General features: G+C 72.9%; 20 protein-coding genes. 10 read left to right on the top strand and 10 right to left on the bottom strand.

The annotated features are described in order from the left end of the window. Positions 1-88: 88 nt before the first annotated feature. From D3A60_RS10735 to trxA, 5 genes are all read right to left on the bottom strand, one after another. Positions 89-877, bottom strand: a complete 789-nt coding sequence (locus D3A60_RS10735; protein ID WP_119718654.1) for a queuosine precursor transporter — start codon at positions 875-877, stop codon at positions 89-91. Between the two features lie 212 nt (positions 878-1089). Next, complete coding sequence (locus tag D3A60_RS10730) at positions 1090-1737, bottom strand: DUF502 domain-containing protein (RefSeq protein WP_119718653.1); 648 nt, start codon at positions 1735-1737, stop codon at positions 1090-1092. Positions 1738-1799: 62 nt separating this feature from the next. Continuing rightward, positions 1800-3800, bottom strand: a complete 2001-nt coding sequence (locus D3A60_RS10725; RefSeq protein ID WP_119718652.1) for a bifunctional serine/threonine-protein kinase/formylglycine-generating enzyme family protein — start codon at positions 3798-3800, stop codon at positions 1800-1802. Between the two features lie 194 nt (positions 3801-3994). Continuing rightward, positions 3995-4465, bottom strand: a complete 471-nt coding sequence (locus tag D3A60_RS10720; protein WP_119718651.1) for a DUF4442 domain-containing protein — start codon at positions 4463-4465, stop codon at positions 3995-3997. Between the two features lie 81 nt (positions 4466-4546). After that, a complete protein-coding gene (gene trxA, locus D3A60_RS10715; RefSeq protein WP_119718650.1) occupies positions 4547-5422 on the bottom strand; it encodes a thioredoxin in 876 nt (291 codons plus the stop codon). 105 nt (positions 5423-5527) lie between these two features. On the opposite strand from trxA, the gene D3A60_RS10710 reads away from it, so the two are divergent. Continuing rightward, positions 5528-6124, top strand: a complete 597-nt coding sequence (locus D3A60_RS10710) for a DUF998 domain-containing protein (protein WP_119718649.1) — start codon at positions 5528-5530, stop codon at positions 6122-6124. 21 nt (positions 6125-6145) lie between these two features. Here D3A60_RS10710 and D3A60_RS10705 read toward each other — a convergent pair whose 3' ends face one another. Further along, on the bottom strand, positions 6146-7432 hold the full coding sequence (locus tag D3A60_RS10705) for a metal-dependent hydrolase family protein (protein WP_119718648.1): 1287 nt from the start codon (positions 7430-7432) through the stop codon (positions 6146-6148). Between the two features lie 107 nt (positions 7433-7539). Then, positions 7540-8400 carry a class I SAM-dependent methyltransferase gene (locus tag D3A60_RS10700; protein ID WP_119718647.1) on the bottom strand — a complete coding sequence of 287 codons (861 nt, stop codon included), beginning with the start codon at positions 8398-8400 and terminating at the stop codon, positions 7540-7542. A gap of 326 nt (positions 8401-8726) precedes the next feature. Here D3A60_RS10700 and leuS point away from each other — a divergent pair, with 326 nt between their 5' ends. The 5 genes from leuS to rsfS all read left to right on the top strand — a co-directional run bounded on the left by leuS (position 8727) and on the right by rsfS (position 14493). Continuing rightward, a complete protein-coding gene (gene leuS, locus D3A60_RS10695) occupies positions 8727-11510 on the top strand; it encodes a leucine--tRNA ligase (RefSeq protein ID WP_231120471.1) in 2784 nt (927 codons plus the stop codon). 97 nt (positions 11511-11607) lie between these two features. Continuing rightward, positions 11608-12282 (top strand): LPS-assembly lipoprotein LptE, encoded by a 675-nt coding sequence (locus D3A60_RS10690; protein ID WP_119718645.1) that lies wholly within the window; start codon positions 11608-11610, stop codon positions 12280-12282. Position 12283: 1 nt separating this feature from the next. Beyond that, the gene (gene holA, locus D3A60_RS10685) at positions 12284-13339 is read left to right on the top strand and encodes a DNA polymerase III subunit delta (protein WP_119718644.1); all 1056 of its coding nucleotides are present in this window, start codon (positions 12284-12286) and stop codon (positions 13337-13339) included. After that, the gene (nadD, locus tag D3A60_RS10680; protein ID WP_119718643.1) at positions 13336-14025 is read left to right on the top strand and encodes a nicotinate-nucleotide adenylyltransferase; all 690 of its coding nucleotides are present in this window, start codon (positions 13336-13338) and stop codon (positions 14023-14025) included. The genes holA and nadD overlap by 4 nt, the downstream gene beginning before the upstream one ends. Before the next feature lie 36 nt (positions 14026-14061). Continuing rightward, a complete protein-coding gene (rsfS, locus tag D3A60_RS10675; protein ID WP_119718642.1) occupies positions 14062-14493 on the top strand; it encodes a ribosome silencing factor in 432 nt (143 codons plus the stop codon). Positions 14494-14568: 75 nt separating this feature from the next. On the opposite strand, the gene D3A60_RS10670 is transcribed toward rsfS, so the two are convergent. Then, complete coding sequence (locus D3A60_RS10670) at positions 14569-16110, bottom strand: alkaline phosphatase PhoX (protein ID WP_119718641.1); 1542 nt, start codon at positions 16108-16110, stop codon at positions 14569-14571. A 122-nt stretch (positions 16111-16232) separates the two neighbouring features. On the opposite strand from D3A60_RS10670, the gene rlmH reads away from it, so the two are divergent. Further along, positions 16233-16703 (top strand): 23S rRNA (pseudouridine(1915)-N(3))-methyltransferase RlmH, encoded by a 471-nt coding sequence (gene rlmH, locus D3A60_RS10665; protein ID WP_119718640.1) that lies wholly within the window; start codon positions 16233-16235, stop codon positions 16701-16703. A gap of 55 nt (positions 16704-16758) precedes the next feature. Here the strand turns inward: rlmH and D3A60_RS10660 are convergent, their stop codons facing one another. After that, positions 16759-17442, bottom strand: a complete 684-nt coding sequence (locus D3A60_RS10660) for an energy transducer TonB (protein WP_157981468.1) — start codon at positions 17440-17442, stop codon at positions 16759-16761. Positions 17443-17806: 364 nt separating this feature from the next. Beyond that, the gene (locus D3A60_RS10650; protein WP_119718637.1) at positions 17807-18538 is read right to left on the bottom strand and encodes an SIMPL domain-containing protein; all 732 of its coding nucleotides are present in this window, start codon (positions 18536-18538) and stop codon (positions 17807-17809) included. Between the two features lie 121 nt (positions 18539-18659). On the opposite strand from D3A60_RS10650, the gene D3A60_RS10645 reads away from it, so the two are divergent. Genes D3A60_RS10645 through D3A60_RS10635 form a run of 3 tightly spaced genes read left to right on the top strand, consistent with a single transcriptional unit; the run spans position 18660 to position 24591 of the window. Continuing rightward, positions 18660-19250, top strand: a complete 591-nt coding sequence (locus D3A60_RS10645; RefSeq protein WP_119718636.1) for a Maf family protein — start codon at positions 18660-18662, stop codon at positions 19248-19250. Position 19251: 1 nt separating this feature from the next. Continuing rightward, complete coding sequence (gene rng, locus D3A60_RS10640) at positions 19252-20739, top strand: ribonuclease G (protein ID WP_119718635.1); 1488 nt, start codon at positions 19252-19254, stop codon at positions 20737-20739. A 21-nt stretch (positions 20740-20760) separates the two neighbouring features. Next, positions 20761-24591: a YhdP family protein gene (locus D3A60_RS10635; RefSeq protein WP_119718634.1), complete on the top strand. Its 3831-nt coding sequence runs from the start codon at positions 20761-20763 to the stop codon at positions 24589-24591. Positions 24592-24621 lie beyond the last annotated feature (30 nt).

Here is a 24621-nt window from a genome sequence, read left to right as displayed (position 1 = left end):
GAAAGGCCGAGCATGGGGCCTGCACACCGGGGCTGCGCCGGTCGGAAGTCACGGATCGGCGGTCAACGCGCTCAGCCGGAAAGGCCCGTCACGCCGCGGCCTGCGCGCGCAGTTCGGCAGCGCGCGACGCGCCCAGGTAGCGGGTGATGCCGGCGCGCACCAGGTAGATCAACGGGATCAGCGCCAGCGCGGCGAGCATCTTGTACAGGTAGTTGACGGTGCTGACCGCGAGGAACAGCGACGTCGGCCACTGCTGCGGCCCGAGCACGAACGCGATGTACAGCACGACGAAGCTGTCGACCAGCTGCGACACCGCGGTCGATCCGGTCGCGCGCAGCCACACCCAGCGCTCACCGGTGGCGCGGCGGATGCGGTGGAAGATCGACACGTCGATCAGCTGCCCGATCACGAACGCGACCAGCGAGCCGGCGATCGTCCACAGGCCCTGGCCGAACACCGCGGCGAACGCCGCCTGGTAGTCCGGAACGCCCTGCGGCTGCGCGGCGGTGACCCACCAGCCCGCGGGTGCCAGCGCGATCGCGGCGAACGCGAACACGAAGCCGTAGACGATCAGCCCCGCGGCCAGCCACGAGATCATCCGCACGCCGCGGCGGCCGTAGAACTCGTTGACCACGTCGGTCATCAGGAACACCACCGGCCACAGCAGCGTGCCGGCGGTGAAGCTCAGCGAACCGGTCTGGCCAAACAGGTTCCACTCCATCGGCGCCAGCCCGAGCGTGTCCTCGAGCGCGAAGATCTTGACCCCGATGAACTCGGCGAGCACCGCGTTGACGCAGAAGAACGCCGCCAGCACCAGGAACAGACGGGTGGCGCGGTCGTCGAGGACGCTACCGCCGAGTGCGCGGGTCGGGGTCATGCGGTGGACTCCAGTGGCACGGCGCGCCGGCCGGGCGCGGCTGCAGGATACGGGGGGAGTGCGGGGATGGACGCGGGTGAGGGGCATGACCTATGCGACACCGCGTCGTCACCGGTTGGCGCATGCCGCGCGCGCGGCCCGGGGCAGCGCAGTAGAACGATCCCAGTCCCCGGCGGGCCGCGCCCGGCCCGAACTTTCGCAGCGCGACGTTTCTAGTCCCGGGGGGGCGGCGAGAACGGAATCGACTCGGGCGATACGGCGCCGCCGGAGATGATGAAGGCCATCGCCTGGTCGACGGTCCAGTCGGTCGGGGTGATCTTCTCGACCGGCACGATCTCCAGGTATCCGGACGTGGGGTTCGGCGTGGTCGGCACGTACACCGCGGCGAGTTCGCGGCCGGTGCCGTGCTCGTGCAGCACCCGGGTGACGAAGCCGATCGACTTCATCTCGGTGTGCGGGAAGTCGATCAGCACCACGCGCTGGGTGCCGTCGGGCTTGGTCTGCAGGATGTCGAGCAGCTTGCGCGCGCTGCCGTAGATGGTGCTGGCCAGCGGGATGCGGTCGATCACCGACTCGAACCAGCGCAGCAGGCGCTGGCCGACGACGCGCCGGGCCATCACACCCGACAGCAGGATCACCGCGATCGTCGCCAGCAGCGCGATTGCGTTCTGCACCCACGGCGCGTCGAGCCACGCGAGCGAGGGGTGGGTCGCGGCGTTCTGCAGCAGGGGCTGGATCAGCGGCCGGCTGGTGTCGGACAGCAACACGAACACGAACTTGACCACGACCCAGGTCAGCCAGATCGGCAGCAGGGTCAGCAGGCCGGTCAGGAACAGGCGTTGCAGGGAGGGTTTGCGCATGCGCGCATTGTAGGTGGCGCCCACCCGCGCGCGAGGGGCCGGGTGGAACGCTGCGATGGTGCTTACAGGTCGCGCACCAGGCGGAAGCCGACGTCGTCGTAGCCGCGGCCCGCGGCGAGGGCGCGCTGGCCCTGCTTGCTGCGCCACGACGTGCCGGCGACCTGGCGCTGCTGGCAGGTGCTGCCGCAGTCGCGCAGCCACATCGAGACGTCTCGACCGCTGAGCTCGGCGCCGGTCTGGCGCGCTTCGGCCGCGGTCGGCAGGCGGTAGCGGTGGCCGGTCTGCTTGCTGTACCAGCTGGCGTAGGCTTCGGCGTCGCGCAGCGACACGCACACGACCGGCTCGCCGTCGCCCTGGCTGAATCCCGGCGTGCGCCAGTCGCGCGGGGCGAGCACGCGCAGCAGCGAGGCCTTCTCCCGGCACAGCGCAGGCGGGCGGCCGCTGGCGCGTGCGAAGCGTTCGTACTCGGCGCGGCTCACCGGTCGGCGCCCGATCACGATCGCGCCCGCGCCGCTGTCGGCGACCACGCCGCCGGACGTGTCGCCCGGCAGGCGCTCGCCGTTGCGCGGCATCGCCTTGGCGCGGGTCGTCAGTTCGGCGACCAGCTTTGGCGACAGGCCCAGGTCGCTGGCCAGCCCGACGGTGCGCTCGGCGCCTTCGCGGTCCACGCGCTTGACCGCGTCGGCCATGCGCTCGCGCAGCGCGTCGGCGGCCTGCTGGCGCAGGCGTCGCAGCGATGCGCTGTCGGCATTGCCGGTCTGCTGGCCGAGCGTCGCGGCGTGTCCGTAGTAGTCGCGCACGCGCTGGTCGTTGCCGGCGGCCACGTTGCGCACCAGCTCACCGGCGAACGCATCGGTGAGTTCGCCGATGACGGCCTGCACCTGCGGGTGCGTGCCGTCGGTGTGCCACGCCTCGAGCACGCTGCCATAGGCGTTCGCGTCGGCCGGCGCGGTCAGGTTGCGCTTGGCGATGTGTTCGCGCGCCGCGTCGAGCGCGCGCTGCATCGGCAGCGCCGGCAGCGGCTCGAGCATCGCTTCGGTCGGGTCGGCGGTGGCCTCGATCGGCGCCGTTGCCGGCGCGCGGAAGAACGCCTCGTCGCCACTGCCGCGCTTGGCCAGCAGCGTGCCGACGGCGAGCAGCGCGACCACGCTCGCGGCGATCCACAGCGGCTTGACCCACCGCTGCGCCGGGCCGAGCCGGTCGATCCACTCGCCGAACCACGCCGACTCGCCGCGCCCGCGCTGCACCGCGTCGATCGCCTGGCGCATCTGCGCAACGCTCTGGAAGCGGTGCGTCGGCTGCTTGGCCAGCGCGCGGTTCATGAAGCGCTGCCAGTGGCGCAGGCGCTCGGGCAGCTGCGGGATCGGGTCCTGCGCGTGCATCACCGCCATCGACAGCGCGTCGCCGGCCTGGAACGGCAGCGTGCCGACGAGCATTTCCCACAGCATCACGCCGAAGCTGTAGAGGTCGGCGCGCGCGTCGACCTCCTCGCCGCGCGCCTGCTCCGGCGCCATGTACGCCGTGCTGCCGACGGCCAAGCCGGCGGCGGTCACGCGCGGGCCGAAGCCGCGCCGCAGCGCGATGCCGAAGTCGGCCAGCAGCGGGCGCTCGCTGTCGTCGAACAGCACGTTCTCCGGCTTGACGTCGCGGTGCACGACGCCGCGCTCGTGCGCGTACTCGAGCGCCGACAGCAGCGTCATCGCGGTGGCGACGGCGCGCGGCTCGTTGTGGCTGAAGTCGCGCTGGCCGAGGTGGCCGCGCGCCAGGTGCGGCATCGAGTAGTACGGCAGTCCGTCGCGGGTGCGACCGACCTCGTGGATGTGCACCACGTTGGGGTGCTCGAGGCGCGCGATCGTGCGCACTTCGTTCTCGAACCGGCGCCGGCTGACTTCGTCCGACAGCGCCTGCGGCAGCATCACCTTGACCGCGACCTCGCGGCCGAGCGCGATCTGCTGGCCAAGGTACACGGTCGACATGCCGCCCTGGTTGAGCACGCGCAGCAGCCGGTAGCCGGCAATCTCCGGCAGTGGCGTGTTCGCGTCGTGGCTCGATCCGTGTGGCACGTGTCCGCCCCCTGTTGCGGACGGTCAGGATACCGCGCTACGCATGGCGACGCGTGCGCGCGCGGGCCGCGCCGCTGACTCGCTGAAGGGTGGAGGTGGAAGCGTGACCGCGCGTGTGAAGCGCGTGTGCACGCTGCGACGCGGCGTGGCGGCAACTGACGCACCGCGCCAGTCGCGCGCGACGCGGGACATCGTCAGCTCGCGGCGGCGACCGCGTCGCGGGCGCGTTTGCGCCGGACGTACAGCTGCTTGCGCACGTGCGCGACCACTTCGCCGTCCTCGTCGACGACGGCCGTATCGAACCAGCGCAGGTGCTTCTCGCCGCCGTCGGTCGCGGCGCGGATCGCGTCCAGCGTCGCGTCGTCGAGGTCGAAGCGCGCGTGCACGGTGCCGCGGCCGGGCTTCACGAAGTCGATCGAACCGGCCTTGTCCCACACGATGTAGTCGCGGCCGAGCGCCTGCAGCGTCAGCAGCATCCAGAACGGATCGGTCATCGCGAACAGGCTGCCGCCGAAGTGCGTGCGCACGTAGTTGCGGTTCCACGGGCGCATGCGCAGTTCGACCCGGGCGTGGCGGTAGTCGTCGGCGATCGCGGTCACGTGGACGCCGGTGAACAGGAACGGCGGCCACAGGTTCAGGCCGTGGCGTAGGGTGCGGGCTTTCATGCGGGCGTGCAGTGGCGGGGCAGGGCGGGCAAGCCTGCCATACGCAGCCGTACAGTCAACCGCCGCCGGCGCGACGTCCGTTCAGAACAGCAGCGAGGACATCCGGCGCCGATAGACCCCGACCAGATCCTCGTCCTCGATGACCCGGAACGCGTCGATCAGGGCCTTGCGCGGCAGGCCGTCGTCGAACTGGCGGTCGATGCGCAGCATCTCGAGGAACTGCGCGAGCGCGGCTTCGGACTCCCCGGCGACCAGCCGGTGCGCGCCGAGCAGGTGCCGCGCGCGCAGGTCGCGCGGGTCGGCGGCGACCGCGGCCTCGAGCACCGGCACCGGCGGGGCGTTGTCGAGCAGGGCGGCGAAACCGAGGCGCGCGCGTGCGCGTACGCTGCGGTCGTCGGTGGCGAGGTTGGCCGGCAGGCCGTCGAGCAGGGTTTCTGCCTCGCGCACCGCGCCGGTCTTCAGCAGCGCCAGCGCCAGGTTGAGCCGCAGCTCGTCCTTGTCCGGCTCGGCCGCGACCGCGGCGCGCAGGCGGACCACCTCGGCGTGCGGATCGACGGGCGCGTCGTCGACCGCCGCCGGTTCGGCCTCGACCGCGGCAAGCGGCTCGATGCCGTGGTGCTTCAGGAACTCGCGCAGCTGCCCTTCCGGCAGCGCGCCGGGGAATCCGTCGGCGATCTGCCCGTCCTTGACCAGGAACACGGTCGGGATCGAACGGACCTGGAACGCGCCGGCCAGCTGCTGCTCCTTGTCGACGTCGACCTTGGCCAGCACGAACGCGCCGTTGTACTCGGCCGCGAGCTTCTCGAGGATCGGCCCCAGCGTCTTGCACGGCCCGCACCACTCGGCCCAGAAATCGACCAGCACCGGCACCTGCATCGAACGGTTGAGGACCTCGTTCTCGAAGCCGTCGGTGGTGGCGTCGAAGACGTGCGGGCTGGGGGCGGCGGTCGCGGACATGCGGCGGGAATCCTTGCGTGGGCGGGTCGGTGGGACAGGCGCGATCTGGGGGCGCGCGCGGTGCGATGCAACCGGCAGCGGCGGCGCGCACGCTAGCATGGCGCGATGAACGTCCTGACAGGAACGCACGCCGCACGCGCCGGGCTCTGGGCCGCGGGGCTGTGCCTGCTCGCAGTCGTGGCCGCCTCGATCGCGCTGCCGGGGTACTCGCACCTCCAGCACCCGCTGTCGCTGCCGGGTGCGCGCGGCGTGCCGACGGCGGCGTGGTTCAACGCGCTGGCGTTCGTGCTCCCGGGCGCGCTGGCGCTGCTGGCCGCGCTGGCGCTGCGGGCGCGACTGCGCGGCGCCGGCTGGGCGGCCCGGCTCGGCGCGCAGCTGCTGCAGCTGTCGGCGCTGGCGTTCGGCGCACAGGGGCTGCTGCCGCTGGATCCGGACGACCTGGAGTCGGCGTCGAGCCGGCTGCACGCCGGCGCGTGGACGGGCTGGTGGATCGCGTTCGTGCCTGGCGGGCTGCTGCTGGCCACCGGCCTGCGCGGCGGTAGCGTGCCGGACCGCGCCCGGGCGGCGCCGCTGGCGATCGCGGCGCTGCTGGTGCTGATGGCGGGCCTGCCGGCGGTGCTGTGGCCCGGGCCGCCGGTGCAGCGGCTGGCGGTGGCCGCGTGGCTGCTGGCTTACGCGTCGCTGGCTCGCATCGCGCGCTGAGGCCGCCGCGTCGCCGCCAGCCTAGGGCTGGCGGTGGACCGTGCCGTCCTTCATCACGAAGTCGACCTTCATCACCGCGCTGATGTCGTCGACCGGATTGCCAGGCATCGCGATGATGTCGGCGCGCTTGCCGACCTCGATCACGCCCTGGTCGTCGACGCCGAGCACTTCGGCCGCGCGCACGGTCGCGGTCTGCAGGGCGACGGCGGCCGGGATGCCGGCCTCGACCATGTAGATGAACTCGCGCGCATTCTCGCCGTGCGGGCCGACGCCCATGTCGGTGCCGAACGCGATCTTGACGCCGTTCTTGTACGCACGGCCGGCGGTGGCCTGGATCAGCGAGCCGATCCGCGCCGCCTTCGGCCTCACCACGTCGGGGAAGTAGCCGTCGATGTTCGCCTTCTCGGCGACGAAGCGGCCGGCGGAGATCGTCGGCACGTACCAGGTGCCGTGCTTCTTCATCAGCGCCATCACCGCGTCGCTCATGTAGGTGCCGTGCTCGATCGTGGTCACGCCGCCTTCGATCGCGCGCTTCATGCCCTCCTCGCCGTGCGCGTGCGCGGCGACGCGGTAGCCGTAGTCCCTGGCGGTGTCGACGATCGCGCGCACCTCCTCGGTGGTGAACTGCGGGGCGTCGCCGGACCTGGCGTACGACAGCACGCCGCCGGTCGCGGTGATCTTGATGACGTCGCTGCCTTCCTTGTAGCGCTGGCGCACGGCCTGGCGCGCGTCTTCGACCGAGTTGACGACGCCGTCGACCGGGCCCGGCGGGCCGATCACGTGGGCCAGCGCGTCGCTGTAGCCGTTGGTGGGGTCGGCGTGGCCGCCGGTGGTCGCGATCGATTTGCCCGCGGCCCAGATCCGCGGCCCGTCGACCAGCCCCTGGTTGATCGCGTCGCGCAGCGGCGGGGCGACCGTGCCGCCGAGGTCACGCACGCTGGTGAACCCGGCCAGCAGCGTCTTGCGCGCGTAGCCGACCGAGCGGAACGCGAAGTCGACGTCGTCCAGGCGGAAGCCTTCGGAGTAGCTCTGCGGACTCGACTGCTCGGCGATGTGCACGTGCAGGTCGGTCCAGCCCGGCGAGCAGGTGTGGCCCGACAGGTCGATCGCGCGCATGCCCGCCGGCGTCGCGGCGCCGGCGAGCACCTCGGCGACCTTGCCGTCGCGGACGACCACCGTGCGGGCGTCGAGCACCTTGCCGCTGCGCGCGTCGAACAGCTGGCCGCACTGCAGCGCGACCGGGTCGGCGGCGAGGGCGGGGGTCGCGGCGAGCGCGATGGCGAGGGCAAGGACGACGCGACGGGTCATGGCGGGCTTCCGGTTGGGAGGGCGGCGCGGGGAGGGCTCGATTCTAGGGGCGCGCCGCGGCCGCGGCCTTCGTCTTTGGTCGCAGGCCCGCGGCGGCGGCCGCTCGGCTAGCGACCTTCGATGCGGACGGCGACCTCGCGGCCGAGCAGGCAGGCGGCGACCAGCGACCATCGGACCCGCCGCGACGCGGCGAACTCCTCGAACGCGCGCAGTTCGTGCGCGGCGTAACCCGGGTAGCCGAGCAGGTCGTCGAACACGACGATGCTGCCCGGTACCAGCCGCGCATCGGCGTGTGCGAGCACTGTGCGGGTCGAGCTGTACAGGTCGCAGTCGACATGCAGCAGGCGGATCGGCCCAGCGTGCTCCCCGAAGAACGGCGGCAGCGTGTCCTCGAACCAGCCGCGGTGCAGGGTGACGTTGGCCGCCACGCGCGGCAGGCGCCCGCCGGTGCTGTACGCGCCGGCCGACTCGCGCTCGCTCCAGGCCTCCGGCAGGCCGTCGAAGCTGTCGAAGCCGTGCACCGGGCCGTTCGTGCCCGCCGCGATCAACCGCAGCGAGCGGCCGAAGTAGACGCCGCACTCGAGCGTCAGGCCGTCGGCCGGCGCCTGCTCGAGCGCGCGCAGCAGCACCCGCGACGGCAGGCCCACGTGCGCCGATGGCGACGTGGCGTGCGCCATCGCCCAGCGCAGGCTGTCGTGCCGCGCGGCGCGGCGCTGGGCCTGTTCGGTGTCGGTGTCGGTCTCGGCCGGGCCGGCAGGCGGTAGGCGGCCGGTGCGCACGGCGTCGATCGCCTCGGCGAATTCGCCGGCCACGGCATCGGCGGCCAGCGGCGCCAGCGCAGCGCGCGCCGCATCGAGGTCGTCGGGCACCTGCGACAGCGCGGCATGCAGGCGCAGCGCCGCATCGTCCGGGTGCGCGCGCAGTGCAGTTGTGAGCAGTTCCGCCTCCAGCGCGGTCTCCCCAAGCATCGATGCGGCGCGGATCGCGGCGAGGTCGGCGTCGGCGCTGGCCGGGACCCGTCGGCGCGCGTCGAGGAAGTGCGCGAGCGCGTCGTCGTAGTCGCCGCACAGCCACTGGGCGCGGGCCAGGGCGAGCGCGCTGTCCGGGGTAGGCGCGGCGCGGTGCTGGGCGGCGATGCCGTCGAGCCACTGGCGCCGGGCGTGGTCGAGCTGGTCGGGAGTCGGTTTCAGCGGCGCGGCCTGGCGTTGGGAAGGGCGCGGCGATGGTAGCGGCTGCGTGGCGGGCGATGGTGCGCTGCGGTAGGCTCTCCGGTCCCCAGTCCAGATGCCTTGCCGTGTCCCTCGAAGCCGCCCCGACCGACCCGAACGCCACCGACCCGCGGGCCTACGACCCGGCCGCCGTCGAGGCCGCGGCCCAGCGCTTCTGGACCGGTACGCGGGCGTTCGAGGTCGACGAGGCGTCGGCCAAGCCCAAGTACTACTGCCTGTCGATGCTGCCGTACCCGTCGGGCGCGCTGCACATGGGCCACGTGCGCAACTACACGATCGGCGACGTCATCAGCCGCTACAAGCGCATGACCGGCCACAACGTGCTGCAGCCGATGGGCTGGGACGCATTCGGCCTGCCGGCCGAGAACGCCGCGATCAAGAACAACACCGCGCCGGCGAAATGGACCTACGCCAACATCGCCCACATGAAGGCCCAGCTGCAGCAGATGGGCTACGCGATCGACTGGTCGCGCGAGTTCGCCACCTGCCAGCCGTCGTACTACGTGCACGAGCAGCGCATGTTCGTGCGGCTGATGAAGCAGGGCCTGGCGTACCGCAAGAACTCGGTCGTCAACTGGGACCCGGTCGACCAGACCGTGCTGGCCAACGAGCAGGTGATCGACGGCCGCGGCTGGCGCACCGGCGCGCTGGTCGAGAAGCGCGAGATCCCGCAGTGGTTCCTGAAGATCACCGACTACGCGCAGGAGCTGCTCGACGGCCTCGACCACCTGCCGGGCTGGCCGGATCCGGTCAAGACCATGCAGCGCAACTGGATCGGCCGCAGCGAGGGCCTGGAGATCCACTTCGACGTCGTCGACGGCGGCGGCCATGCGGTGACGATGCCCGACGGCGGCGGCCTGGCGGTGTTCACCACCCGCCCTGACACGCTGATGGGCGTCACCTTCGTGTCGATCGCCGCCGAGCACCCGCTGGCGCTGCACGCGGCGAAGGACGATGCCGACCTGGCCGAGTTCATCGCCGACCTGCGCCGCGGCGGCGTGTCCGAGGCCGAGCTCGAGACCCAGGTCAAGCGCGGCCGCGACACCGGCCTGCGCGCGCTGCACCCGATCACCGGCGAATCGCTGCCGGTGTACGTCGCCAACTTCGTGCTGATGAACTACGGCACCGGCGCGGTCATGGCCGTGCCCGGCCACGACGAGCGCGACTGGGAGTTCGCCCGCGCCTACGACCTGCCGATCCGCATGGTGGTCGTGCCGATCGAGGTGCGCGACGCATTGGCCGAGATCACCAAGCACGTCGGCCAGCACGACGACGCGATGCGCAGCGCGCTCGGCGAGGGCGGCGCGATCGACGTGTACGACACCGGCGCGGCGGTGCAGGTGGTCGAGGCGTTCCAGCGGCGCATCGCCGAGGAGGGCGCGTACACCGAGCGCGGCTGGCTGGTGAATTCGGGCGAGTTCGACGGCATGGACTTCCAGCAGGCGCTCGATGCGCTCGCCGAGCGCTTCGAATCCGCCGGCCGTGGCCAGCGCCGCGTCAACTACCGCCTGCGCGACTGGGGCGTCAGCCGCCAGCGCTATTGGGGCTGCCCGATCCCGGTGATCCTGTGCCCGGCCTGCGGCGACGTGCCCGTGCCCGAGGACCAGCTGCCGGTCGTGTTGCCCGAGGACGTCGCATTCAGCGGCGTGGCCTCGCCGATCAAGACCGACCCCGAATGGCGCAAGACCGCGTGCCCGCAGTGCGGCGGCGCGGCCGAGCGCGAAACCGACACGTTCGACACGTTCATGGAGTCGAGCTGGTACTACGCCCGCTACACCTCGCCGGGCGCCGCGCAGCAGGTCGACGAGCGCGCGAAGTACTGGACCCCGGTCGACCAGTACATCGGCGGCATCGAGCACGCGATCCTGCACCTGCTGTATTTCCGCTTCTACCACAAGCTCATGCGCGACCAGGGGCTGGTCGCCAGCGACGAGCCGGCGGTCAACCTGCTCACGCAGGGCATGGTGATCGCCGAGACGTTCTATCGCGAGGACGCGAACGGCGCTAAGGACTGGTTCAACCCGGCCGACGTCGACATCGTCCGCGACGAGCGCGGCCGCATCGTCGGCGCCACGCTGCGCAGCGATGGCCGGCCGGTGGCGATCGGCGGCATCGAGAAGATGTCGAAGTCGAAGAACAACGGCGTCGACCCGCAGCTGATGGTCGGCAGGTACGGCGCCGACACGGTGCGCCTGTTCTCGATGTTCGCCGCGCCGCCCGAGCAGTCGCTGGAGTGGAACGAGGCCGGCGTCGAGGGCATGGCGCGCTTCCTGCGCCGGTTCTGGCGCGAGGTGCTGACGCATGTATCGCAGCCGGACCACCCCGAGGTCGACCCGTCCGCGCTCGATGCCGGCCAGAAGACCCTGCGCCGCCAGCTGCACGAGGCGATCCAGAAGATCGGCGACGACTACGGCCGCCGGCACAGCTTCAACACCGCGATCGCCGCGCTGATGGAGCTGCTGAACCATGTCTCGAAGTTCACCGACATGAGCGACCAGGGTCGGGCGGTGCGCCACGAAGCGCTGCAGGCGATGGTGCTGCTGCTGAATCCGGTCACGCCGCACGTGTGCCACGCGCTGTGGCAGGCGCTGGGCCACCCGGAGACGCTGCTCGAGGACGTGCCGTTCCCGGTGGCCGACCCGGACGCGCTGCTGCGCGACGCGGTGACGCTGGCGGTGCAGGTCAACGGCAAGCTGCGCGGCACGATCGAGGTCGCCGTCGGCGTCGCGCGCGAGGAGGCCGAGCGCCTGGCGCTCGCCGAGCCGAACGTGGCCAAGTACCTGGAGGGACAGACGGTGCGCAAGGTGATCGTCGTGCCCGGCAAGATCGTCAACATCGTCGCGGGCTGACGACTTCACGCGGCGTGCACGCCGACGGCTGAAGCGCGCGCCAGCGACGCGGCGATCCGCTATTGATGCGCATCGCCGCGTCGTCCAGACTTCGGGCATGACCCGACACCCCCTGCGCAGCCTCGCGCTGTCCGTCCTCGTGCTGGCCGTTTCGGCCTGCGGTTTCCAGCTTCGCGACGCGCTGACCCTGCCGCCCGACCTCGGTCCGGTGCGCGTGGTGTCGGTCGATCGCTACAGCCCACTGGCCGAATCGCTGTCCCAGTCGATCGAGCGCGCCGGCGCGACGCTGGCCGGTGCGGACAGCGGCGACGAGGTCGTGGTCCTCGACCTGCTGTCCGAGCAGTGGGGCGACACGCCGATCAGCGTCGACGCGTTCGGCCGCTCGCAGGAGTTCAGCCTGCGCTACGCAGTGATCTTCGAGCTGCGCGCCGCCGACGGCAGCGCAATCGTGCCGCGCCAGACCATCGAGCTGGCGCGCGACTACGTATCCAACCCGACCAACTCGATCGGCACCGAGGGCGAGCGCGAGATTCTGCAGCGCGAACTGCGCCGCGAGATGGCCGCCTCGGTCCTGCGCCGGATCGACACCGTCGCCCGTCGCGCCGTGACCACGGCCGCGACCGCGCCGCCGCCGTCGTCGAACGCCACCGCGACCGGACTGTCGCCCGAGGCGTCGACCGTGACGCCTACCGACACGCCGGTCGAAGGTACGACGTCCCCGCCGCCGCCGTCCGAGCCGACGTCCACCACGCCGCCGCCGACGCCGCGCTGAGATGGAGCTCAAGCCGGAGCAGCTGGCCGCCCAGCTCGAATCCGGGCCGCTTCGCCCCGCCTACCTGATTGCCGGACCCGAGGCGCTGCGCGTGCTCGAGGCGGCCGACGCCGTGCGCGCCGCGGCGCGCGCGCAGGGCATCGCAGAGCGCGAGGTGTTCGAGGCCGAAGGCAACCAGCGCGAACCGGACTGGAACGCACTCGACGCGACCTTCAACGCCCCCAGCCTGTTCGCAAGCCGCCGACTGGTCGAATTGCGCCTGCCGACCGGCAAGCCGGGCAAGGACGGCGGCGCGATCATCGAGGCGTTCTGTGCCGCCCCGCCGCCGGACGTGGTGCTGCTGGTGACCGCCGGCGATTGGAGCAAGTCGCACGGCGGCAAGTGGGCGGACGCGATCGGGCGGGTCGGCGCGGTCGCGGTCGCGTGGGCGGTCAAGCCGCACGAACTGCCGGACTGGATCGAGCGCCGACTGCGCGCGAAAGGCCTGAAGGCCGACCGCGGCGCGGTGCAGCGGCTGGCCGACCGCGTCGAGGGCAACCTGCTGGCCGCGGCGCAGGAGATCGACAAGCTGGCGCTGCTGTCCGACGGGCAGATGCTCGATACCGAACGGATGGAATCGCTGGTCGCCGATGCCGCACGCTTCGACGTGTTCCGGCTGGTCGATGCGACGATGAACGGGCAGGGCGCGCTGGTCTCGCGGATGCTCGCCGGGCTGCGCGCCGAGGGCGAGGCGGTGCCCGCGCTGCTCGGCATGGTCGTCATCGAACTACAGCGCGGCGCGGCGCTGGCGCGAGTGAGCGCGCGCGGCGGCAACCTCGCCGCCGAGTTCAAGGCGCAGCGCGTGTGGGACTCCAAGCAGCCGATGTACCGCCGCGCGCTGCAGCGGCACGACGCCGCGCGGTGGGAGCGCTTCGTCGCCGAAGCCGGCCGCGTCGACCGGATCGCCAAGGGCCGGCCGCGCGTCGGCGAAGAGCCGGTGGACGCGTGGGTCGCGCTGGAGCGGCTGCTGCTGGCGGTCGCCGACACGCGCGGCGGGCGGCTGCTCGCGCGGGCATGAGCCTGCTGGTCTGCTACGGCGGCACGTTCGACCCGGTCCACAACGGACACCTCGCCATCGCCCGCGCCGCACGCGACGCGCTCGACGCCAGCGTACGGCTGCTGCCCGCGGCCGACCCGCCGCACAAGGACGCCACCCACGCCGATGCCGCACAGCGCGCGCGCATGCTCGAGATCGCGGTGGCCGGCGAACCGGGGCTGAAGGTCGATCGTCGCGAACTGGGGCGCGACGGACCCTCGTACACCGTCGACACGCTGCGCGCGCTCCGCGAGGAGTTCGGCGCCGACCGCGCGATCGCGTGGCTGGTCGGGGCCGATTCGCTGGCCGCGCTCGACACTTGGCACGCGTGGCGTGACCTGTTCTCGCTGGCGCACCTGCTCGTGGTCCGACGCGCCGGCGATGCGCCCGACGCCAGCTGGCTCGCGGCCCGCTCGCCGACCGTCGCGGCGGAAGTCTCGACCCGCTGGCGCGCTGCCGCCGACCTCGCCCAGGCCTCGGCCGGCGGGCTGGCCGTGCTGCCGCTGGCTGCGCTGAGGCCGGAGTCGTCGACCGAGCTGCGGCGTCGCATCCGGGCCGGCGAGCCCTGGCGCGACTGGACCGCCCCCGCGGTGGCCGCCTACATCGAGCACCGCCAGCTGTACGGGGCGCGGGGCGGCGACCGGGCGACGACGCCGCCTCCGTTATAATTCCTCGTGCAATCCGCATCCCCGAGTCCCGAGCCCTTGACCAGCCAAGCCCACGTCATCAAGACCCGCCTCCCGAGCCCGCCGCCGTCCGTCGATGCGCTGCTGAAGTCCGTCAACGGAGCGGTCGAGAACCTCAAAGCCAAGGACGTGGTCGAGATCGACGTGCGCGGCAAGAGCAGCGTGACCGACTACATGGTGATCGCGTCCGGAACTTCGACCCGCCACGTGAAGTCGATCGCCGACGAGGTCGTCAAGTTCGCAAAGCAGCTCGACGTGATGCCGCTGGGCGTCGAGGGCGAGCGCGAGGCCGAGTGGGTGCTGGTCGACCTCGGCGACGTGATCGTCCACGTCATGCTGCCGCGCGTGCGCGAGTTTTACGCCCTCGAGCGCCTGTGGACGGTCGGCGACCAGCCGCCGGAATCGATCGACGAGTACGGCAGCGTCGACGACGCCGACGCGCGCCGCTGAGCCGCGGCGAAGCTCCGCATCGCATGACGAAAACGGCGCCCTCGGGCGCCGTTTTCACTGGTGCGGCGGTGGGCGTCAGAGCGGCCCGCGCTGCCAGGGCCCGGTGATCGCGACGGTGATCCCCGGCGACTGCAGGTTGACGAACAGCGTCTCGCCGGTTGGATCCCAGCACGCGCCACAGAACTCGCTGCCGCGGTAATCGCCCGCTGCCACGCGCTTGCCCGCATTGGCCAGCTGGGTCGAGGTCAGCGCGACGTTGTTCTTGCCGACGTAGAACGACTCGCCGCCGCGGGTCAGGCCGATCAGCCGCGAGCCGGGCCCGTAGACGTCCGGGCTTTCGCCGCCGTCCTCGCACAGCACCACGCCGCCGCGCGGGCTGACGGTGATGTTGTCGGGGTTGTGCGCGGCCAGCTGGTTGCCGCTGACGAACAGCGCGCTCAGGCGCTGGCTGGCCAGGTCGAGCACCCACACCGCGCCGTTGCCGCGGCCCCTGCGACCGCGGCTGTCGGTGCCGGTCGCCGTGTCGACGATGAACATTTTGCCGCCCGCGTACCAGATGCCTTCGCCACGCGCCATGCGCAGCGCGCCGTCGGCCCACGCCTGCGCGAATGGGCCGCTGATCGTGTCGCCGGCCGAGAGGTCGGGCACGCCGGTGCCGTCGAGGCTGTCGAGGTCCGGATCGGCGATGTCGACCCACTCCAGCGCGTACTCCGCGCCGATCACCGCGACGGTCAGGTCGACGTTGTCGCGACCGACCACGCGCGCGGCCTGCAGCCGGCCGCCGTTGTCGAGCGAGCCGAGGCGGCCGGCGCGGTCGTTCGGGATGAAGCGGTAGAGGCCCGACTTGTTGCGGTCGTCCTCGGTCAGGTAGACGTAGCCGGTGCGCGGGTCGATCGCCACGGCCTCGTGGCTGAAGCGCCCCAGCGCCACGAGCGGGCGCCCGCTGGTGCGCTCGCCGTCCGGATCGACCTCGAACACGTAGCCGTGCTTGCGGCCGGCGCTCGACGTCGCGTTGGTCTTGATCTCCTCGCAGGTCAGCCACGTGCCCCACGGCGTCAGGCCACCGGCGCAGTTGACGACCGTGCCGCCGAGGCTGGGGCGCATGTCGAGCCATTCGCCATCGCGCCAGTACAGCGTCGTGGTGCCGCCGCCGGCCATCCCGCCTTCGAACACGCCGCTGTCGTAGGTGGCCACGCCGGTGATCGGGTTGCTGACGATGCCGCGCTCGTGGTTGCGCACCAGCGCGAGCGTGGGACCGCGACCGCGGCCGCGGCCGTGCGCGGCCAACCCGAGCGACAGGCCGTTGCCGCGGCGCATCACCGCCATGCCGTCGTGGCGATCGGGGCACGGCTGGCCGTCGGCCATCGGGTCGCCGCTCCAGCCGAACGACGTGTACGAAAAGCCCGGCGGCAGCTGCAGCAGCTCGAGCCCGGTGCTGCGGTCGGCAACGGCGCGCAGCTCGCCGTACGGGCTCGGGATCGGGGCGAGCCGGGTCGGCTCGGCGGCGGCCATCGCCTGGCGCGAATAGAGCCCGCCGAGGCTGCCGATGGCGCCGACGGCCATGGCGGCGGCGCCGCCCTTGAGGACTTGGCGGCGGGTGGTGTCCAGCGTTTCCATGTGCGGCTCCTGGGTGCGGGGGAGCCACGAACCTAGAATCGCGACCTGACCGCGGCGTGACACCGGGATGACGTGCGCCCGAACCGTGACGCGGCGCAGGCCCGGGCGACTACCATCCACGCATGAAAGCCAAACTGATCGCCGTCGGCGAGCGCGCCCCGCGCTGGGTGGCCGACGGCTACGGCGAATACGCCAAGCGTCTGTCCCACTGGCTGCCGCTGGAGCTGATCGAGATCGAGCCGGGCCTGCGCGGCAAGGGCCGCGATGCGACGCGCGCGACGTCCGATGAAGGCGCGCGCGTGCTGGCGGCGCTGCCGAAGAATGCGCACGTGATCGCGCTCGACGGGCGCGGTCGCGGCTGGACCTCCGAGCAACTCGCGCAGCGGCTCGAACACTGGCGGGGGCAGGGCCGCGATCTGGCCCTGCTGATCGGCGGGCCCGAAGGCCACGCGCCCGATGTGCTCGCGCGCGCGGACGAGCAGTGGGCGCTGGGGCCGCTGACGCTGCCGCACATGCTGGTGCGGCTGCTGGTGGCCGAGCAGCTGTACCGTGCCGCGGCGCTGCTCGCCAACCACCCGTACCACCGGGCCTGATCGGTTCGACCCACGCCGGCCGCGGAGCCGGTGTCGGCGCCGCGACGGGGCGCCTTCAGCGGTCGAGCACGAAATCGACCGGCACCCGGCCAATGGCTTCGATCGCCAGCCCGTTGCGCTGCGCCGGCACGAAGCGCCACCGCGCAAGCACCTGTCGGCGCGCGGCGGCATCGAGCACGCGGTGGCCGCTGCTGGTCGCGATGGTCACGCCGATCGGCCGACCGTCGACACCGACGTGCACGTTCAGCACCACCGTGCCGGTGAGGCCGCCGAGCAGCGCGTCGCGCGGGTACGGCGGGGGCGGGGCCGACAGGTACTGCAGCACGGCGCCGGTGGCCGGCGCGACGTCGCCGCCGAGATCTTCGGTTGCCGGATCGGCCGGCGGCGTGACGTCGGCGACGACGGTGTCGCTCGGCTGCGGGTCGTCGAACACCACCGGTGGCGCTTCGATGCGCGGAACCGGGCGCGGCGTGGCCACCGGCGCCGGACGCACGCGATCGGGCTTGGGCACGACGCGCGCCTCGACGACAGGCGGCTTCGGCGGCGGCGCGATCAGGATCACGTCCGGATCGCGGTCGCGCGCGGCATCGATCAGCGGGGGCGCGGCAACCGGGATCAGCAGCGCCAGCAGCAGCGCGCCGTTGAGCGCGAGCGTGCCGGTCTGCGCGCCGATCCGGCCCGCGTCCAGCTGCAGCGAGCGGCCAGTCGTGGGGGCGTGGGTTTGCGTGGCGTGCACCATGATCCACCTCCGTGAGTGTCGGGCACCGCTGCAAACGCGCGGGTGCGCCGAACGGGGTTGGAGGCGTGCACGCGGCCGCGATTCCGCATCCGCATTGCACCGCCGCATGCGACGAGGCCCGCTTGCGCGGGCCTCGTGTTTCTGCGATCGGAGCGATGCGAGCTGACGCGTCAGGCGTCCTCCGCCGGGTCGGGCGACGTGGTCGGATCGCGCTCCAGACCGCCCTCCTCGGACTGCGCCGGCTCGCGCGGGGCGGGCGCCCGGGCGTCGTCGCGGTCGCGCGGCTGCGGCTCCGGGTAACCCGCGTTATGCCCGGGGCGCGGGTCCGGCGCGGGCGGGGCGGTCTTGTCGGGGCCGGCCACGGTCAGCGCCCCAGCTCGAACACGACGTCGAGGTTCACCGACAGCGTGTTCTCGCCCGGCGAGATCGACGTGTCGGCCATCTTCTCCGCACGCGACATCGACATCACCGCCATCGGACGCGGCGGCGCGAACCCGCCGCCCTCGCTGATGCTGACGATGCGACGCACCTGCATGCCCAGCGACTTGGCGTACATCGCCGCGCGCTGCTGCGCCTTGTCGAGCGCGAGCTTGCGCGCCTCGTCGTAGGCCGACTCCTTGTCCTCGACGTCGAAGCTCGGGCCGTTGACCTGGTTGGCACCGGTGGCGACGAGGGCATCGAGGATCTTGCCGAGCTTGGCGACATCGCGGACCAGCACGTTGACGTTGTTGCTGGCCTGGTAGCCGGTGATCGCCGGCGGCTGGTTCTCGGCGTAGCGGTACTGCGGGTTGAGGTTGACGCCGCTGGTCTGCACGTCGCGATCGGCGATGCCGGCGGCCTTGATGGCCGCGACCACCTTGGCCATCTGCTCGGCATTTGCGCGCATCGCGGCGTTGGCGTCGGCGGCCTGGGTGACGACGCCGGCCGATACGGTGGCGATGTCCGGCACGCGGCGCGCTTCGGCCTGCGAAGAGACCGACAGCAGGGTGCCGTCGGCGCTGACGGCGACGGGGAGGGTCTGGGCGCTGCTGGTCATCGGCGCGGCTCCGAGGGCAAGGGCGGCTGCGAGCACGAGCGGGCGCAGGGAGGGGATCATCGTGGACTCCAAGGGGATGGTGGCAGGGTGTTGCCGATCCGGTGAACGATTCGTGAGCCGTGTCGGGGTTACGCACGGGCGTTGGGCAGGCGTCCTGCCGGTGCGGGTTATGCTTCCGGCGATGCTCTATCTCGCCTCCAAATCCCCGCGCCGGCGCGAACTGCTGGGCCGCCTCGGCCTGTCGTTCGGCATGCTCGACCTCGACCTGCCCGAAGAGCGGCAGCCCGGCGAGCCGGCGGAAGAATACGTGCGCCGGGTCGCCCGCGAGAAGGCCGGCGCCGGACTGCTGACCGTGGTTGGCAATCCGAGCGCGGTCGTGCTCGGATCGGACACCGAGGTGATCCTCGACGACGAGGTGTTCGGCAAGCCGCGCGACGACGCGCACGCGCGCGAGATGCTGCGGCGGCTGTCCGGACGCACCCACGCCGTGGTCTCGGCGGTGTCGCTGGTGTCGCCGTCGCGCGAGGCGCAGGTGGTGGCGACCTCGCAGGTGACTTTCGATCCGCTCGACGACGCGCAGATCGACGCGTACCTCGCCACCGGCGAGCACCGCGGCAAGGCCGGCGCCTACGCCATCCAGGGCGCGGCCGAGGCCTTCGTCGCCCGGCTCGACGGCAGCTTCTCGGGCGTGATGGGCCTGCCGCTGCGCGAGACCTCGCGGCTGCTGCGCGAGTTCGGCCTGCTGCCCGCCGCGGCCGCGCAGGCGCGCTGAGATGAGCGAGGAGATCCTGGTCAACGTCACGCCGCGCGAAACCCGCGTGGCCGTGGTCGAGAACGGCATGCTGCAGGAGCTGCACATCGAGCGCGGCTGGCGCCGCGGCGTGGTCGGCAACATCTACAAGGGCCGCGTGCAGCGGGTGATGCCGGGCATGCAGGCGGCATTCGTCGAGATCGGGCTGGACCGCGCCGCGTTCCTGCACGCGGCCGACATCGTCAAGCCGACCCAGGTCGCCGACGCCGCCGGCGACGAAGCGCCGCTGCCGCCGGCGCCGACCCGCCCGATCGCCGAGCTGCTGCGCGAAGGGCAGGAGATCATCGTGCAGGTGGTCAAGGACCCGATCGGCTCGAAGGGCGCGCGCCTGACCACTCAGCTCAGCATCCCGTCGCGCTACCTCGTGCTGCTGCCGCGCACCCGCGTGGTCGGCGTGTCGGCGCGGATCGAGGACGAGGCCGAGCGCCTGCGCCTGAAGTCCAGCGTCACCGCGCTCGCGCCGAGCGGGGCGACCCACGGCTACATCGTGCGCACCAATGCCGAGGGCCAGCCCGAGGAAGCGATCGGCGAGGACATCGGCTACCTCAACCGCGCGTGGGCGCTGATCGAGTCCAGGTCGGCGTCGTCGCGGGTCGGCGAGTGCGTGTACGAGGACCTGACCCTGCCGCTGCGCGCGGTGCGCGACCTGATGCGCCGCGACGTCGAGAAGGTGAAGGTCGACTCGCGCGAAACCTGCGAGCGCCTGCGCATGTTCGCCGCGCAGTACATGCCGGGGCTGGCCGAGAAGATCGAGCACTACGCCGGCGCGCGCCCGATCTTCGACCTGTACAGCGTCGAGGACGAGATCCAGCGCGCGCTCGACAAGCAGGTGCCGCTGAAGTCCGGCGGATACCTCGTGATCGACCAGACCGAGGCGATGACGACGATCGACGTCAACACCGGCTCGTTCCTCGGCCAGCGCAACCTGGAGGAAACCGTCTACCGCACCAACCTCGAGGCGGCGCAATCGGTGGCGCGCCAGCTGCGCCTGCGCAACCTCGGCGGCATCATCATCATCGACTTCATCGACATGACCGATGCCGAGCACAAGCGCCAAGTGCTGCGCCAGCTCGAGAAGGCGCTGGCCCGCGACCACGCGAAGACCACGGTCTACGAGTTCTCGCCGCTGGGCCTGGTCGAGATGACGCGCAAGCGCACCACCGAGAGCCTCGAGCGCCAGCTCAGCGAGCCGTGCCACGAGTGCGGCGGCCGCGGCATGCTGAAGACGCCGGAGACGGTGACGTACGAGATCTTCCGCGACATCGTGCGCCAGGTGCGCCAGTTCGACGCGCAGCGGCTGCTGGTGATCGCGTCGGCGAAGGTCGTCGCCCGGATCACCGACGAGGAGTCGGCCGCCGTCGCCGAGCTGGAGGAGTTCCTCGGCAAGTCGATCCGGTTCCAGTCGGACGAGCAGTACGCGCAGGAGCAGTTCGATGTCGTGCTGCTCTGACGGCTGCGCGACGGGGGGCTGATGCCGACGCCGCTGCGCCGCCGCCTGCGGCTGGCCCGACGCGGGGCCGGCTACACCGTCGCGATCGCGCTGGTGCTGGTCGCGCTGCTGCTCGGCGTCGCCAGCCAGGTGCTGCCGCTGGCCGAACGCAACCCCGAGCGCATCGCCGCATGGCTCAGCGAGCGCGCCGGGCGACCGGTCGCGTTCGACCGCGTCGAAACCGAATGGACCCGGCGCGGTCCGCTGCTGAAGCTCGATCGCCTGCGCGTCGGCGAAGGTGCGCAGGCGTTCACCGTCGGCGACACCGAGATGCTGGTGTCGGTGTACGGCGGCGTCCTGCCGGGACGGCCGTTCTCCGAGCTCCGCCTGCGCGGCCTCGACCTGACCCTGCTGCGCGAGGACGACGGGCGCTGGCGCGTGCGCGGCCTGCCGGGCCAGGAGCAGCCCGGCGGCGATCCGTTCGCCGCGCTCGAGCGCCTCGGCGAGCTGCAGGTGATCGGTGCGCGGCTCGCGGTCGATGCGCCGTCGCTGGGCATCGACGCCCGCGTGCCGCGCATCGACGTGCGGCTGCGCGTGGACGGCAACCGCATCCGCGCCGGCGTGCGCGCGTGGCCGCGCGAAGGCGCCGCCCCGGTCGACGGCGCGCTCGATTTCGACCGCACCCGCGGCGACGGCCGCGCCTACGCAGGCGCGCTGAAGGGCGACCTCGCGCCATGGGCGCCGGTGCTGCACGCGTTCGGCGTGCACGTCGACGGCGGCCGCGGCCGCGCGCAGGCGTGGGCCGAACTGCGCGACCACCGCGTCGCCGGCGTCACCGTCGACGCGGCGCTGTCCGACGTCGCGCTGCGCGGGCGGCCGCTGGTGTCGACCGCGCCGCCGCCGCGGCAGCGCTTCGCCAAGGTGCAGGCGCTCGCGCGGTGGCACGTGACCGCCGACGGCTGGCGCGTCGACGCGCCGACGCTGCGGGTTGGCACTCGCGCCCGCGAGCAGCGCCTCGACGGCCTGGTCATCGCCGGCGGCGCGCAGCAGGCGCTGCTGGCCGAGCGCATCGACGCGGCGCCGCTGCTGGCGACGCTGGCGCTGAGCGACCGGCTCGCGCCGGCGCTGCGGCGGTGGCTGCTGCTCGCCCGCCCGCAGGGCGCGCTCGAGGACGTGGCGGTCGCCGGTCGCCGCGGCGGCACGCTGCAGGCCGACGCGCGCATCGTCGCGCTGGGTTTCCAGCCGGTGAATCGCGCGCCCGGCCTGAGCGGGCTGTCGGGCGTGCTGTCGGGCGACGCCGACGGTTTCCACCTGCGGCTGGACCCGGACGCCCCGGTGCGATTCGACTGGCCGCGCGGCTTCGGCACGGCGCACACGGTGCGGCTGCGCGGCGACGTCGCCGGTTGGCGCGACGGCGCCGGCTGGCGGATCGAGACGCCGGGCCTGCACATCGGCGGCAACGACTACGGCGGCCACGCGCGCGGCGGCCTGCGCTGGCAGGGCGACGGTACGCGGCCTTGGATCGACCTGGCCGTCGCGGTCGACGACAGCGCCGTCGTCGCGGCGAAGGGCTTCTGGATGCGCGAGCTGATGCCGCCCGCGGCGGTGCGCTGGCTCGACATGGCGCTGGTCGGTGGGCGCGTGCAGGACGGCCGCGCGATCGTGTCGGGCGACCTCGACGACTGGCCGTTCGTGGAGGCCGGACGCTTCGACGCGACCGCGCGCATCGCCGACGCGACGCTGAAGTACCACGAGGGCTGGCCGGCGGCCGACGACGTCGCGCTCGACGCCCACTTCTTCGCCGACGGCTTCACCGTCGAGGGCACCGGCACGATCGCCGGCATCGGCATCCGTCGGATGCGCGGCGGAATCGACCACTACCGCGGCGGCCACCTGACCGTGGACGCCGAGGGCACCACCGACGCGCGCCAGCTGCTGGCGCTGCTGCGCAACAGCCCGCTGCAGCAGATGCACGGCGAGACGCTGTCGAACCTCAGCGTGGCCGGACCGGCGCGCGCGGACTTCCGCCTCGACATGCCGCTGCGCGATGCGCGTGCGTTCACCCTCGGCGGCGCAGTGGACCTCACCCGCGCGACCGCGTCCGACGCGCGCTGGAAGCTGGCGTTCGACCAGGTGACCGGCCGCGCGGAGTACTCGCGCAGCGGCCTGCGCGCGCGCGACCTGTCGGTGCGCCACGACGGGCAGCCCGGGCGGCTGTCGCTGCGTGCCGGCGACGAGTACGTGCTCGATCGCGCCCACGTGTTCGAGGCCGGTCTCGACGCGAGCCTGACTGCCGCGCAGCTGGTCGAGCGCGCGCCGGATCTCGGCTGGCTGCGGCCGTACCTCGACGGCCGATCGAACTGGACCGTCGGGGTGACGATTCCGAAATCCGTCGCCGGCCGCACGCCGCCGGCGCGGCTGCAGCTGCGCTCCAGTCTCGTCGGCACCGCGCTGACACTGCCGGCGCCGCTCGACAAGCCCGCCGGCGCGGCGCTGGCGGCCAGCATCGACACGCCGTTGCCGCTCGGCAGCGGCGACGTGCGCGTGACGCTCGGCGAGCGCATGGCGCTGCGCGCGCGCACGTCGAGCGGCGCCGGGGGCGCATCGCGCACCGGGGTGCGCATCGCGCTCGGCAGCGACCGGGTCGACGAGGCGCCGCCGGTCAGCGGGCTGGTCGCGACCGGACGCGCCGACGCGCTCGACGCGATCGACTGGATCGCGCTGGCGCGCGGCGGTGGCGACGGCGGCGGCGTGCCGCTGCAGCGCATCGACGTGACCGCGCGCCGGCTGCTGCTGTTCGGCGGTGCATTTCCCGACACGCGGGTCGAAGTCGTGCCGGCCGCGCGCGGCGCGACCGCGGTGCGTACCGAGGGCGAGGCGCTCGAAGGTGCGGTGCTGCTGTCGGCCGGCGAGGCGGCGACCGTCGCCGGACGCTTCGAGCGCGTGCACTGGCAGCCGCTGCCGCGCGCGCCGGGCCAGGCCGTGGCGGCCATCGCGAACGCGGGCGACGACACCGACCCGGCACGCATCCCGCCGCTGAGCTTCGACATCGACGACCTGCGCATCGGCGCGGCCCGGCTAGGCAGCGCGCGGGTGCGCACCCGGCCGACCGCCAACGGCCTGCGCATCGAGCAGGTGCAGACGCGCACGCCGGCGCAGCGGATCGACGTCGAAGGCGACTGGACCGGCCGCGGCGCGGCGGCGCGCACGCGGCTGCTGGCGCGCGTGGACAGCGACAACTTCGGCGCGCTGCTCGACGGCTTCGGCATGGGCGGGCGCGTGGCCGGCGGCAAGGGCAACCTGACGTTCGACGCCGGCTGGGCCGGCAGCCCGCAGGCGTTCCGGCTGGCGGCGCTCGACGGGCGCGTCACGCTGGACGCGCGCGACGGCCGGCTGGTCGAGATCGAGCCCGGCGCCGGGCGCGTGCTCGGCCTGCTCAGCGTCGCCGAGTTGCCGCGCCGGCTGACGCTCGATTTCCGCGACTTCTTCGCCAAGGGCTTTGCGTTCAACCGCATGGGCGGGAGCGTGCGCGTCGCCGACGGCCTCGCGCGTAGCGAGGACCTCGTCATCGACGGCGCCTCGGCGACGATCGACATCCGCGGCAGCGCGAACCTGCGCACCGAGAGCTTCGACCAGACCATCGAGGTCAAGCCCAAGCCCGGCGGCCTGCTGACCGTCGCCGGGGCGCTGGCCGGCGGTCCGGTCGGCGCGGCGATCGGCGCAGCCGCCAACGCGGTGCTGCAGAAGCCGCTTGGCCAGATGACCTCGAAGACCTACCGCGTCACCGGACCGTGGAAGGAGCCGAAGGTCGAGGTGATCAGCCGCGAGCAGGGGCGCCTGTCGGCGGCCGGCGACGACGTCCCGGCCGGCTGAACGGCGCCGCGTCAGCGCCCTGGAACGCGC

The organism is Cognatilysobacter tabacisoli, assembly GCF_003586305.1.
Classification (GTDB): Bacteria; Pseudomonadota; Gammaproteobacteria; order Xanthomonadales; family Xanthomonadaceae; genus Cognatilysobacter_A; species Cognatilysobacter_A tabacisoli.
This window is presented reverse-complemented; position numbering and strand designations above follow the sequence as displayed.

Coding starts and splice junctions, on each gene's coding strand:
- D3A60_RS10735 (WP_119718654.1), bottom strand. CDS start 877: ATGACCCCGACCCGCGCACTCGGCGGTAGCGTCCTCGACGACCGCGCC.
- D3A60_RS10730 (WP_119718653.1), bottom strand. CDS start 1,737: ATGCGCAAACCCTCCCTGCAACGCCTGTTCCTGACCGGCCTGCTGACC.
- D3A60_RS10720 (WP_119718651.1), bottom strand. CDS start 4,465: ATGAAAGCCCGCACCCTACGCCACGGCCTGAACCTGTGGCCGCCGTTC.
- trxA (WP_119718650.1), bottom strand. CDS start 5,422: ATGTCCGCGACCGCCGCCCCCAGCCCGCACGTCTTCGACGCCACCACC.
- D3A60_RS10710 (WP_119718649.1), top strand. CDS start 5,528: ATGAACGTCCTGACAGGAACGCACGCCGCACGCGCCGGGCTCTGGGCC.
- D3A60_RS10705 (WP_119718648.1), bottom strand. CDS start 7,432: ATGACCCGTCGCGTCGTCCTTGCCCTCGCCATCGCGCTCGCCGCGACC.
- D3A60_RS10700 (WP_119718647.1), bottom strand. CDS start 8,400: ATGCTTGGGGAGACCGCGCTGGAGGCGGAACTGCTCACAACTGCACTG.
- D3A60_RS10690 (WP_119718645.1), top strand. CDS start 11,608: ATGACCCGACACCCCCTGCGCAGCCTCGCGCTGTCCGTCCTCGTGCTG.
- holA (WP_119718644.1), top strand. CDS start 12,284: ATGGAGCTCAAGCCGGAGCAGCTGGCCGCCCAGCTCGAATCCGGGCCG.
- nadD (WP_119718643.1), top strand. CDS start 13,336: ATGAGCCTGCTGGTCTGCTACGGCGGCACGTTCGACCCGGTCCACAAC.
- D3A60_RS10670 (WP_119718641.1), bottom strand. CDS start 16,110: ATGGAAACGCTGGACACCACCCGCCGCCAAGTCCTCAAGGGCGGCGCC.
- rlmH (WP_119718640.1), top strand. CDS start 16,233: ATGAAAGCCAAACTGATCGCCGTCGGCGAGCGCGCCCCGCGCTGGGTG.
- D3A60_RS10660 (WP_157981468.1), bottom strand. CDS start 17,442: ATGGTGCACGCCACGCAAACCCACGCCCCCACGACTGGCCGCTCGCTG.
- D3A60_RS10650 (WP_119718637.1), bottom strand. CDS start 18,538: ATGATCCCCTCCCTGCGCCCGCTCGTGCTCGCAGCCGCCCTTGCCCTC.
- D3A60_RS10645 (WP_119718636.1), top strand. CDS start 18,660: ATGCTCTATCTCGCCTCCAAATCCCCGCGCCGGCGCGAACTGCTGGGC.
- rng (WP_119718635.1), top strand. CDS start 19,252: ATGAGCGAGGAGATCCTGGTCAACGTCACGCCGCGCGAAACCCGCGTG.
- D3A60_RS10635 (WP_119718634.1), top strand. CDS start 20,761: ATGCCGACGCCGCTGCGCCGCCGCCTGCGGCTGGCCCGACGCGGGGCC.